The organism is Streptomyces mabaensis (genome assembly GCF_053763515.1).
On sequence record NZ_JBSOPZ010000017.1, the window covers coordinates 95008 to 107075 of the forward strand.

8 protein-coding genes are annotated in these 12068 nt (G+C 71.4%); 3 read left to right on the forward strand and 5 right to left on the reverse strand.

Going from position 1 to position 12068, the window contains the following annotated elements:
* Positions 1 to 64: 64 nt before the first annotated feature.
* The 5 genes from ACWV17_RS17405 to ACWV17_RS17425 all read right to left on the reverse strand — a co-directional run bounded on the left by ACWV17_RS17405 (position 65) and on the right by ACWV17_RS17425 (position 8072).
* Positions 65 to 838, reverse strand: coding sequence for an ABC transporter ATP-binding protein (locus ACWV17_RS17405; protein WP_455360454.1), 774 nt, complete (start codon positions 836 to 838; stop codon positions 65 to 67).
* Positions 835 to 3699, reverse strand: coding sequence for an ABC transporter permease subunit (locus tag ACWV17_RS17410; protein WP_455360455.1), 2865 nt, complete (start codon positions 3697 to 3699; stop codon positions 835 to 837). Before ACWV17_RS17410 ends, ACWV17_RS17405 begins: the two co-directional genes overlap by 4 nt.
* 10 nt (positions 3700 to 3709) lie before the next feature.
* Entirely contained in the window at positions 3710 to 4987 is a 1278-nt protein-coding gene (locus tag ACWV17_RS17415; protein ID WP_455360456.1) for an ABC transporter substrate-binding protein, read from the reverse strand.
* A gap of 119 nt (positions 4988 to 5106) precedes the next feature.
* Positions 5107 to 6909, reverse strand: coding sequence for an AMP-dependent synthetase/ligase (locus ACWV17_RS17420; protein ID WP_455360500.1), 1803 nt, complete (start codon positions 6907 to 6909; stop codon positions 5107 to 5109).
* A gap of 278 nt (positions 6910 to 7187) precedes the next feature.
* Positions 7188 to 8072: a LysR substrate-binding domain-containing protein gene (locus tag ACWV17_RS17425; RefSeq protein ID WP_455351594.1), complete on the reverse strand. Its 885-nt coding sequence runs from the start codon at positions 8070 to 8072 to the stop codon at positions 7188 to 7190.
* Positions 8073 to 8309: 237 nt separating this feature from the next.
* Between ACWV17_RS17425 and ACWV17_RS17430 the strand changes: the two genes are divergently transcribed.
* From ACWV17_RS17430 to ACWV17_RS17440, 3 genes are all read left to right on the forward strand, one after another.
* Entirely contained in the window at positions 8310 to 9314 is a 1005-nt protein-coding gene (locus tag ACWV17_RS17430; RefSeq protein WP_455360457.1) for a bile acid:sodium symporter family protein, read from the forward strand.
* Positions 9315 to 9436: 122 nt separating this feature from the next.
* Positions 9437 to 11425, forward strand: a complete 1989-nt coding sequence (locus tag ACWV17_RS17435) for an amino acid transporter (protein WP_455360458.1) — start codon at positions 9437 to 9439, stop codon at positions 11423 to 11425.
* A gap of 92 nt (positions 11426 to 11517) precedes the next feature.
* A complete protein-coding gene (locus ACWV17_RS17440) occupies positions 11518 to 11934 on the forward strand; it encodes a VOC family protein (protein WP_455360459.1) in 417 nt (138 codons plus the stop codon).
* The last annotated feature ends 134 nt before the right edge of the window (positions 11935 to 12068 follow it).

The following is a 12068-nucleotide window of genomic DNA, read 5'->3' on the forward strand; positions in this document are numbered from 1 at the left end:
ACGATCAGATCGCGCGACGCATTCCCAGGGCCCGGCGCGTTCCCGCTCCAGGCCCGGACACCCCCTAGCCGGCCGTCCCGAGGTACGCGTCGCGCACGGCCGGGTTCTCCCGTACGTCCGCCGCGCCGCCCTCGGCCAGCACGGCACCCAGGTCCAGCACCACGACCCGGGTGCACAGCTCCATCACGAACGCCACGTTGTGCTCGACGAGCAGTACCGCGCAGCCCAGCTCATCGGCCAGATGCCGTACCACGGCGGCCAGTTGGGCCCGCTCGTGGGCCGACATCCCGGACGCGGGCTCGTCCAGCAGCAGGACGCGGGGCGGGTCCGCCAGGGCGCGGGCCAGCTCCACCATGCGGGCCCGGCCGACGGGCAGCCCGCCGGCGTACGCGTCGGCGAGCGCGTCGAGCCCGCAGTCCCGCAGTACGGCGGCGGCGCGCTCGCGCCGCTTCGCCTCCCGGGTCCGCCGGGTGGGTGCCGCGCACAGATCGGCGGCCAGGCCGCCCCCGCCGCCGCGCCACTCCTGCGCGACGACCAGGTTGTCCGACACGGTCAGCTGGCCGAAGAGCTGCTGCCGCTGGAAGGTCCGCCGCACGCCGTGCCGGGCGCGCCAGACGGGGGAGCGGCGCGTGATGTCCGTGCCGTCGAGGAGAACCCGCCCCTCGTCGGGCCGGCGAATTCCGGACAGGACGTCGAACAGGGTCGTCTTGCCTGCCCCGTTCGGGCCGATCAGCCCGCACACCTCGCCGGCCCGGACCCCGGCCGACATGCCTTCGAGGGCCCGGATCCCGCCGAACCGGACGCCGATGCCGGAGCCCTCCAGCACGTACTCGCTCATGACCGTGCCACCCCCATTCCGAGATAGGCCTCGGCGAGCCGGTCGGCATCCACCTCGGAGCGGGGCCCGCACCAGGAGACCCGCCCCTGGGCCAGGTACGCCACGGTGTCGGCGACGCCGAGGATCTCGGCGGCCTTCTCCTCGACGAGGAGCAGCGCGGTGCCGGCCGTGCGCAACTCCGTCAGCAGCCGGAAGACGTCGTCCACCACGCGGGGGGCGAGTCCGAGGGACGGCTCGTCCGCGACGAGCACGTCCGGTGGCCGCTGGAGCAGCGGGGCGAGGGCGAGCAGCTGCTGCTCCCCGCCGGAGAGCGAACCGGCCTGTACGGTACGGCGCTTGGCCAGGCCGGGGAACCGGGCGTACACCGCGTCGCGGGCGTCCTTCTCCACCAGGTAGAGGGCGAGGTTCTCCTCGATGGTGAGCCCGGCGAAGATGCCGCGCCCCTCGGGGGCCAGGACGACCCCGCTCCGGGCCCGCTGGACTGCGCCCTCGCGGGTGGCGTCCCGCCCGGCGACGAGGATCCGGCCGTGCTCGGTGGCGAGCAGCCCGGCGGCGACCCGGCAGGCCGTGGACTTCCCGGCCCCGTTGGGCCCGAGCAACGCGAGGATCTCCCCGGCCCGCACGCGCAGATCCACCCCGTGCAGCACACCGGCACCGTCGTACCCCGCATGCACGCCGCGCAGCTCCAGCGCGGGAGGCCGCGCCGGTTCCGTACCCGCCGGCGGCGGGGGCGTATTTTCCCCACCCCGCCCCTTCCCGCAACCGGGGGGAGTCCACCCAGCCCGCCGCTGTACGCGACGAGCGTTCCGCTTCGCGGAACCCGCCGCGCGGCCTGCGGCCCCTGGCGGCGAGGTCGGCGTTTCAGCCGCCGCCGAGCGGGCGGGCACGGGCCGGAGGGGCAGGGGAGCAGCTCTCCCCGCACCCGCACCCCCGCCGGGGGACGCAACCGGATCCGCCGCCCCGCGCCGGTGCCGTCGTACCGGGATCGCCGCGCAGTAGCCGTCCGGGTCGTTCGCCAGGGCCAGGCCAGCCAGGCCGAAGAGGATCACCGGGAGGTGGGACGACTCCGTCACGTAGTCCGCCAGGACATGCGGGACCACCGCGAACACCAGGCCCGCCACCACCGCGAACTGTGGCCTGCGCAGCCCCGCCGCGACCACCACGGCCAGCCAGATCAGACCTGTCATCGCGGTGAAGTCGGTGGCGGTGATGCGCGTGTTGTACGACGCGTACATGACGCCGCCGAACCCCGCCAGCCCCGCCGAGAGCGTGAAGAGCAGCAGCTTCGTGCGGATCACGGAGATTCCGCAGGCCATCGCCGCCGCGGGTGCGGACCGTACCGCCAGCATCGCGCGCCCCGACGGCGAGTTCCGCAGCGCGCTCAGCGAGGCGACGACCGTCGCCACCAGGATCACCAGGGCCACCCCCATCGCCCGGTCGTCCGTCAGGTCGACGGGACCGATGACGGGGCGGGGGACCGGCCATCCGGTGTCGCCGTTGCGCAGCCACCGCAGCTGGAACAGCACCTGGTCGGCGAGGAACGCCAGCGCGAGGGTCGCCAGCGCCAGACTCCTGCCGCCCAGCCTCAGCGCGGGCAGGGCGACCAGTGCCCCGAGTACCGCCGCCCCGCAGGTACCGACGAGCGCGGCGGCGAGAAACGGCCAGCCGTGGCTCATCAGCAGCCCGGCCACCAGCGCCGCGCCGGTCACGAACGTCGCCTGGGCCAGCGACACCATCGCGCCCAGGCCCGTGACCACCGTGAAGGAGACGAATACCAGCGAGATCGCGAGCCCCTGGGCGAGTATCCCGCTCCAGAACGGCGTGGTGACCGTGTAGAACGCCACGGCCAGCAGCACCGCGCCCACCGTCCACGGCCCCCACCGCCGCCCCCACGACCGCCCCGCGAGGTAGTCGACCGGGGGCGCGTCGGCCGCCGCGATCCCCGCCGTCCGCTGCCGCCGGGTCAGGATCAGCAGCCCGGCGAAGAGGATCAGGAACGGAACGGCTGTACGGAACCCGGTGATCCGCTCGGCGAACGACGCGTAGCCGGCGACGAGGTTCTGCAGCACGCCCAGCGCGAGCCCGCCCGCGAACGCCAGCGGGACCGACGCGAACCGTCCGAGCACCGCCGCCGTCGCCGAGACGAACAGGAAGAGGGTGAAGTCGTGCGCGGACAGCCCCAGCAGCGGCGTGGCGAGCACGCCCGCGAGACCCGCCAGCCCGGACGCCAGCATCCACGCGATCGACGACAGCCGGTCCGCGCTGATGCCGCGCAGTTCCGTCAGGGAGCGGTTGTCGACGGCGGCCCGCAACTGGAGGCCGAGCCGGGTGTGCCGCATCAGCAGCCACAGCCCGACGGCGACCACCGCCGTCGCCACCCAGGTGATCAACTGATCGGAGTCGATGCCGAGGCCGTCCGCGAGCTGCCACGACCGGGCGGGGCTCGGCCCGACCCCGGGCAGCCCGAACTGGTTCTCCGCCGGGACCACCGGCGCCCCGGCGTCCTCCAGCAGTTCCACCACCCACAGGCCGGCCGCGGGCAGCGCGACCAGCAGGCCGATCGTGGCGACGATCTGCGCTGTCTCGCCGACCCGGGCGAGCTTTCGGAACATCAGCCGGTCCAGCCCCCAGCCGAGCCCGGGAGCGAGTACCCCCACCACCAGCACGGCGGTCGGCACCGCGGGCCAGCCGAAGCCGGAGTGCAGTTCGTAGAAGGTGAGCGCGCACAGATAGGCGGTGGCGCCGTGCGCGAAGTTGAAGAGCCCGGACGCGGAGTACGACAGCACAAGACCGGTGGCCAGCAGTGCGTACAGTGCGCCGGAGACCAGACCGCTCAGGACGAAGCCCAGCAGATCTCCCATGGCGCCGGGCCTACTTGAAGGGGACCGGCGGGTAGCACTTGAACGGCACGGACACCTCGTACCTGCCGTTCCTCAGCTGTACCAGCGCCCCGCAGCCGAAGCTCTCCCGCTGCCCCTTCGGCTCGCTGCGGTCGCCGACCAGCGTGCCCGTGTCGGAGAACGAGCCCGCCGCCGTCTGGAAGCTCTCGACGGTCAGGTCCTTGCCGGCCTTCTGCGCGATGGAGACGAACAGGTCGGCGGACATGTATCCGGTCATCATGTGCATGTTGAGCGGCACGTCCTTGCCGCCGGCCGCCTTCCTGATGTCGGCCTTGAACCGCGCCATGTTCTCGCTCGTCGACTCGAACGGCTCGAACTGCAGCAGTACATGGACCCCGTCGAGCGCCTGCCTGGTGGCGTCCTTGGTGAGCAGTCCGGGGTCGTAGTCGGTGGGGTCGGAGAGGAGTCCCCGGTATCCGGCGCGCTTGAGCGAGGTGAACAGTCCGATGTTGTTCGGGGTCTGCATCACGGAGATGACGGCGTCGGGCGCCTGGCCCCCGTCGCTGCGCATGATCTCCTTGGTGTACGTGGACCAGTCGTTCGGCACCGCGGTCGCGGGCACCGAGGCCTTGGCGTACGACACCGTGAAACCGGCGGTGGTGAAGCCCTGGGTGAAGGTGCGGATGCCGAACTTCCCCGCGTCGTTGTCGGTGGCGATCAGCGCGACCGACTTGCCCTTGGCGCTGCCGCCGAGCACGGTGGCGATCCCCTCCGGCCAGGTCTGGTTGAGCGTGCCGCCGGGCATCGGGACCAGGCAGCCGTTGTAGCCGTAGATGTGCTTGGGGCCGCAGAAGGCGGGGAGGGTGCCCCAGCCGAAGGTCGGTACCTTCGACTGCTCCAGGAAGTCGGCTCCGGAGAAGGTGACCGAGCTCATGGGGGCGACGGCGAAGACCTTGTCCTGCTGGACGAGCTTGCGGGCCGCGGCCATGTTGCGGGCGGGGTCCTGGCCGTCGTCCTCCGCGCCGAGGTAGTCGATCTTCCGGCCGTGGATGCCGCCCTCCTCGTTGGCGCGGAGATAGCGGGCTCTGGCGCCGAGGTCGGTGTCCTTCTTGCTGTAGCCGCCGGCGGTTGTCATGGAGACGATGCCGCCGACCTTGATGGAGTTGGCTGTCACTCCCCGTACCGAACCACCGTTCTTCCCTGGGCTGTTGCCGGGGTTGCCGGAGTTGCTGGTGGACGCGGAGTTGCAGGCGGTGGCGAGCAGCAGCGCTGCTGCGGCTGCGGCGATGGTGCGGATCGGTCGCAACACGGTGGGTCCCTCCGTCGGAATGCCCGCATTCTGCGAGGGACCTGATGAACCGTCAATAACTGACGCAGCGTTAATTGATGAACCGTCAGGTAACGTCCCCGGGAGCGGCCGGAGTTCCGTCACGCGTGGTAGAGCGCCTCCACTTCGGCGGCGTACGCCTTCGCGATGGCCTTGCGCTTGAGCTTGAGAGACGGCGTCAGCAGCCCGTGCTCCTCGGTGAACTGGTGCGCCAGTATCCGGAACGTACGGATCGACTCGGCCTGGGACACCAGCGTGTTCGCGGCCACCACCGCCCGCCGGACCTCGGTCTCCAGATCCCGGTCCCGCACCAGCTCGACGGGGGTCATGGGTGCCTTGCCGCGCATCGCCAGCCAGTGCGCGACACCCTCCGGGTCCAGGGTCAGCAGCGCGGCGACGTACGGCCGGTCGTTGCCCACCACGATGCACTGGGCGACCAGCGGATGCGACCGGACCCGCTCCTCCAGGCCCACCGGCGAGATGCTCTTGCCGCTGGACGTCACCAGGATCTCCTTCTTGCGCCCGGTGATGGTGAGATAGCCGTCCTCGTCGAGGGCGCCGAGGTCCCCGGTGGCCAGCCAGCCGTCGTTCAGTACCGCGTCGGTGGCCTTGGGGTCGTTCAGATACCCGGAGAACAGATGGCCGCCGCGCAGCCACACCTCCCCGTCGTCCGCGATGTGCACGGTGGTACCGGGGATGGGCTGTCCCACCGTCCCGTACCGGGTGCGCTCGGGCGGGTTGGCGGTCGCCGCCGCGCTGGACTCCGTCAGGCCGTACCCCTCGAACACCGTGACGCCCGCGCCCTCGAAGAACAGCCCGAGCCGGCGGTTCATCCCCGAGCCGCCCGACATGGCGTGCCGGACCCGCCCGCCCATGGCTTCGCGGACCTTGCCGTAGACCAGCTTCTCGAAGAGCTGGTGCTGCATCCGCAGCCCGGCCGACGGGCCGGGCCCGGTGCCGAACGCCTTGTGCTCCTGGGCCTCCGCGTACCGCACCGCCACCTCGGCGGCCTTGTCGAAAGGCCCGGCCTTGCCCGCCGCCTCCGCCTTCCGTCGCGCCGCGTTGAAGACCTTCTCGAAGATGTACGGGACGGCCAGGATGAACGTCGGCCGGAACGTGGCCAGGTCGGGCAGCAGCGCCTCCGCCGCCAGCACCGGCTGGTGGCCCATCTTGACCCGGCCGCGGATGGCCGCGATCTCGACCATCCGTCCGAAGACGTGGGCGAGCGGCAGGAAGAGCAGGGTGGCCGCCGTGTCTCCGGGCTTGGAGTGGAACACCGGCTCCCAGCGCGCGATCAGGGTGTCCGTCTCGAACATGAAGTTGCCGTGCGTGATCACACAGCCCTTGGGGCGGCCGGTCGTACCGGAGGTGTAGAGCACGGTGGCGATCGAGTCCGGGGTGACCGCCCGCCGGTGCCGGTGCACCACGTCGTCGTCGATGTCCACGCCGGCCTCGGTCAGCTCGGTGACGGCTCCGGCGTCCAGCTGCCACAGGCGGCCGAGCCGGGGCAGCCGGCCGACGACCGAGCCGATGGTCATGGCGTGGTCCTCGTGCTCGACCACGCAGGCGGTGACCTCCGCGTCGTACAGCATCCAGAAGACCTGCTCGACGGACGACGTCGGATAGACGGGCACGGGCTGCGCGCCGATGGACCAGAGCGCGAAGTCGAAGAGCGTCCACTCGTAGCGGGTGCGCGACATGATCGCCACGCGGTCGCCGAACCGGACGCCGTGGGCGACCAGTCCCTTGGCGAGCGCCAGCACCTCGTCACGGAACTGCGCCGAGGTCACGTCCTGCCAGTTCCCGTCGGCGTCCTTGCGGCCCAGCGCGACCCGGTGCGGGTCGTCCTCGGCATGCTCGAAGACGACGTCGGCCAGTCCGCCGACCGGTGGCGCCATTGCCACGGGTGGGGAGGTGAACTCGCGCAATGACCTGCTCCTTGTGGCGCTCCGCCAGTGGCGCACTGTGGCGCTCCGATGTGGCGCTCCGCACAGCGCCGGTGACGGTACCCCACCGCGCGCCCCGGCGGGAGGGCCTTCCGGCGCCGTACGCGCCCGGCATCCGCACAGGTCAGCCGCCGAAACACGGCTTCACCGGGCCGGGTTGGGCCGGCTCCTGACCGGAGAGTAAGTAGAGCGCGGTGGAATCTCCACCGAATCTGTACGAGGTGGACACGCCCGCTCTACGGGACGGCCGGCCGGTGCCCCGGATGCAGCCGGTCGCCGCCCGCCAGGATCGCGGCCGCCAGCGCGTCCGCCGGCCCCCGGGCCGCTGTGTCGCGGCCGCCGTGCAGCAGGACGAACTCCACCTCGCCCAGCTCCGGCAGGCCCGCCCGGTCGGGCACCCGGACCAGCCCCGGCGGGATCAGGCCCCGGGTGTGCGCCATCACGCCGAGGCCCGCCCGGGCGGCGGCGACGAGGCCGCTGAGGCTGCCGCTCGTACACGCGATGCGCCAGGGGCGGCCGTGCCGCTCCAGGACCTCCAGCGCGCGGGCGCGGGTGATGCCCGGCGGCGGGAAGACGATCAGCGGCAGCGGTCGGTCGGGATCGAGACGCAGCCCCTCCGCGCCGATCCACACCATGCGGTCGCGCCAGACCAGCCGGCCCCGGTCGTCCTCCGGGCGGCGCCGCTTGGCGAGGACCAGGTCGAGACGGCCCGCCGCGAGCCGCTCGTGCAGCGTGCCCGAGAGCTCGACGGTGAGTTCGAGGTCGACCTCGGGATGGTCGTGCCGGAAGGCGGTGAGGATCTCCGGGAGCCGGGTGAGGACGAAGTCCTCCGAGGCGCCGAACCGCAGCCGGCCGCGCAGCCGGGTCCCGGTGAAGAACGCCGCCGCCCGCTCGTTCGCCTCCAGGATCGTGCGGGCGAAACCGAGCATCGCCTCGCCGTCCTCGGTCAGCTCCACGCTGTGCGTGTCCCGGCTGAAGAGCTGCCGGCCGGTCGCGTCCTCCAGCCGGCGGACGTGCTGACTCACGGTCGACTGCCGCAGCCCGAGCCGGCGGGCGGCCTGGGTGAAGCTCAGCGTCTGGGCGACGGTGAGGAACGTACGCAGCTGAGCGGGGTCGTACATACGGCCAGCCTAGCCCGCGCTCATCGCGATCCGTGATGGCAGTCAGAGCGGTGTACGGGATTCCCGATCACCGGAGGCTGGGGGAGGATGGAGCCCGCGCGAGCCCAGCACGAGAGGCACGAGCCGTGAGCCGCGAGAGCCGCGAAGGCAGGAGAGCCGCGAAGGCAGGAGAGCCACGGCAGGCACGAGAGCCACGGCAGGCACGAGAGCCATGAGGACCTGAGAGCAAGTGAGCACATGCCCCGCCTGAAACTGCCGTCCTGGCTGCCGGTCGACCCGTACATCCTGGCCCTGATCGGCACGGTGGCCCTGGCGGCCGTCCTGCCGGCCCGCGGCTCGGCCGCCGAGGCCGTCGGCGGCGTCTCCACCGGCGCGGTCGCCCTGCTCTTCTTCCTCTACGGCGCCCGGCTCTCCACCCGCGAGGCGCTCGACGGCCTGCGGCACTGGCGGCTCCACCTGACCGTGCTGGCCTGCACGTTCGCGGTCTTCCCGCTGCTCGGCCTCGCGGCGCGGGGGCTCGTCCCGTACGTCCTGACGCCCGAGCTGTATGCCGGCTTCCTCTTCCTCTGCCTGGTTCCCTCGACGATCCAGTCCTCGATCGCCTTCACCTCGATCGCCCGCGGCAACGTCCCCGCCGCGATCTGCGCCGGCTCGTTCTCCAGCCTGGCCGGCATCGTGCTGACCCCGCTGCTCGCGGCGCTGCTCATCGGCGGCGGGGGAGGTTTCTCGGCGGACTCGCTGCTGCGGATCGTCCTCCAGCTGCTCGCGCCGTTCGCCGCGGGCCAGCTGCTGCGCCGCTGGATCGGCGGCTTCCTGGCCCGCCACAGGAAGGTCCTCGGTTACGTCGACCGCGGCTCGATCCTGCTCGTCGTCTACACCGCGTTCGGCGCCGGCATGGTGCAGGGCATCTGGGACCGGGTGAGCCCGGCCCGCCTCGGCGCGCTGCTCGGGGCGGAGGCGGTCCTGCTCGCCGCGATGCTGGCGATCAGCTGGTACGGCGCGAAGCGGCTCGGTTTCGACCGGGCCGACCGGATCGCGATCCAGTTCGCCGGCTCGAAGAAAAGCCTTGCGGCCGGGCTTCCCATGGCGAGCGTGCTGTTCGGAGCGCAGGCCGGGCTCGCGGTGCTGCCGCTGATGCTCTTCCATCAGATGCAGCTGATGGTCTGCGCGGTCATAGCCAAGCGCCGGGCCCACCCGGAACGGACCGCGGCCCGCCCCACCGAGGCACCCGTGCGCGCCTGACCAGCGGCGAGCACGCGCGCAGCCGACCGAGCGTCGCCCCGGTGGCGGGCGGCGGTACCGAGAGGTCGCATACTCGGTGATCGTTGCGGCGTGACCGGTGCGCTGGGCAGGCAGGAAGGCTGATGGGGATGAAGGACGCGAACGAACCGGTGCTGCCGGAGGTGGTGGACAGTCCGGCTCCCCCGGCACAGCCGACCAGCAGCCTGGCGCGGTGGCTGCTGCGTCACCAGGTGCAGCCGGTCGGGCCGGCGGCCGATGAGGGACACGCCGAGCCGCACGCCTGGTGGAAGGTGATGTGCCTGACCGGCGTGGACTACTTCTCCAGCCTGGCCTACGTACCGGCGATCGCCGCGCTCGCGGCCGGGGCGGTCTCGCCCCTGGCGACGCTGCTGATCGTGGCGCTGACCCTGCTGGGGATGCTGCCGATGTACCGGCGGGTGGCGAAGGAGAGCCCGCACGGCGCCGGGTCGGTGGCGATGCTGGAGGACCTGCTGCCGTTCTGGTGGGGCAAGCTGTTCGTGCTGATCCTGCTCGGTTTCGTGGCCACGTCGTGGATCATCACGATCACCCTGTCCACGGCGGACGCCTCCGTGCACGTGGTGGAGAACCCCTTCTTCCCCGCCGCGCTGCACGGTCACGAGGTCGCCCTCACGGTAGCGCTGCTGCTGGTGCTCGGAGGGGTGTTCCTGCTCGGGTTCAGTGAAGCGGTCAGCGTGGCCATCCCGCTGGTCGCGGTCTTCCTGGCGCTCAACGCGGTGATCATCGCCATCGGTCTGGTCCATGTGTTCACGACACCGGGGGCGTTCTCGGCCTGGACGGACGCGCTCCTCGAGGGCGGAGGCGGCTTCGGCGACCTGATGACGCCGGCGCTCCTGGCGTTCCCCCTGCTGGTCCTGGGTCTGTCGGGCTTCGAGACCGGGGTGAGCATGATGCCGCTCGTCGCCGCCGACGGCACCGATGACGAGCAGCGGCTGCGCTCTCGGATCCGCAACACCCGCGCACTGCTGACCACCGCCGCGCTCATCATGAGCGTCTACCTGCTGTCCTCCAGCTTCGTGACCACCGTCCTCATCCCCCATGAGGAGTTCGAACCCGGTGGCGCGGCCAACGGCCGGGCCCTGGCCTGGCTTGCCCACGAACACGTCGGGGAAGCGTTCGGCACGGCCTACGACATCAGCACCATCCTGATTCTGTGGTTCGCGGGTGCATCCGCCATGGCAGGACTGGTCAACATCGTCCCGCGCTACCTGCCCGACTACGGCATGGCCCCGGAATGGGGCAGGGCGGTACGGCCCGTCGTGCTCGTCTACACCGCCCTGTGCGTCCTCATCACCATCGCGTTCGACGCCGACGTCGACGCCCAGGCCGGCGCCTACGCCACCGGCATTCTGGCCATGATGGTCTCCGGTGCCTTCGCCGTCACCATCTCTGTTTCACGCCGTGGCCGTCGGCCGGTCGCGGTCGGGTTCGGACTGCTCACCGTGGTCCTTCTCTACGCCCTGGCGTACAACATCGTCGACAAGCCCGACGGCATCACCATCTCGGGCTTCTTCATCGCCGGCATCATTGTCGTGTCGCTGATCTCCCGGGTGTCGCGCACCACCGAACTGCGCGCCGACCGCATCGTCTTCGACGAGGCCGCCCGTCGGTTCATCACCGACACCCTCGCCCACGACAACTCCATCAACATCATCGCCAACCGGCGCCAGGCCGGCGACGTCGCCGAATACAGCGCCAAGGAGCGCGAGCAGCGCGGAACCAACCCCGTGCCCGGCCCGGCCGACGTGCTGTTCCTGGAGATCGACGTGGTCGACCCGTCCGACTTCAGCGAAACCCTCGCCGTACGGGGCGTCGAGGTCGACGGCCACCGGATCCTGCGCGCCGAGGCCCCGGCCGCGCCGAACGCCATCGCCGCGGTCCTGCTCGCCCTCCGCGACGCCACCGGCGTTCAGCCGCACTGCTACTTCGCGTGGGCTGAGGGCAGCCCTCTGGTGCACATGGTCCGTTACTTCCTGCTCGGCCGCGGCGACACCGCTCCTGTCACTCGCGAGATCATCCGCAGTCACGAACCCGACCCCGACCGCCGCCCCGGCATCCACGTCGGCGGCTGACCGAGGCCGGACCGTCGGGGAGTCGCCCCGACCGTCGGCAGCAGATCGCCTAACCTGCCAGAACTGACGGCTCATCACGAAAGGCGAGATTCGTGCCTTCTCGACTCAATCCCTACATCAGCTTCGACGGCGACGCCCGGCAAGCCATGGAGTTCTACAAGCGGATCTTCGGCGGCACCCTCACGGTGAACACCTACGGTGACTTCGGCGAGAAGGAGGCCGGAGACGCCGCCAACAAGATCATGCACAGCATGCTCGAGACCGACAGCGGCTTCACGCTCATGGGTGCCGACACCCCGCCCGGGATGGAGTACAAGCCCGGAAACAACATCTCCGTGAGCGTGAGCGGGGAGGACGCCGGCGAACTGCGCGGCTACTGGGACAAGCTCTCCGGTGACGGCACGGTCTCGGTCCCGCTGGAGAAGCAGATGTGGGGCGACGTCTTCGGGATGTGTACGGACCGCTTCGGCGTCACCTGGCTGGTCAACATCAGCGAGCAGCAGGCCTGAACGGTCAGGGCCTGTCCGGCGGATCATGGCCGGGGCCACGACGCCTGGCACGGCACCTCGCCGCGTTGCCGAAATGCCCGAATAGCTCCGCTATTAGGACACTCCGGCGCCTTGCGATGCAGCTCCGCATCCAA

What these genes read in the sequence shown, in the direction of transcription:
- ACWV17_RS17405 (WP_455360454.1), bottom strand. Translation starts at nt 838, where the DNA reads ATGAGCGAGTACGTGCTGGAGGGCTCCGGCATCGGCGTCCGGTTCGGC.
- ACWV17_RS17410 (WP_455360455.1), bottom strand. Translation starts at nt 3,699, where the DNA reads ATGGGAGATCTGCTGGGCTTCGTCCTGAGCGGTCTGGTCTCCGGCGCA.
- ACWV17_RS17430 (WP_455360457.1), top strand. Translation starts at nt 8,310, where the DNA reads ATGCCCCGCCTGAAACTGCCGTCCTGGCTGCCGGTCGACCCGTACATC.
- ACWV17_RS17435 (WP_455360458.1), top strand. Translation starts at nt 9,437, where the DNA reads ATGGGGATGAAGGACGCGAACGAACCGGTGCTGCCGGAGGTGGTGGAC.
- ACWV17_RS17425 (WP_455351594.1), bottom strand. Translation starts at nt 8,072, where the DNA reads ATGTACGACCCCGCTCAGCTGCGTACGTTCCTCACCGTCGCCCAGACG.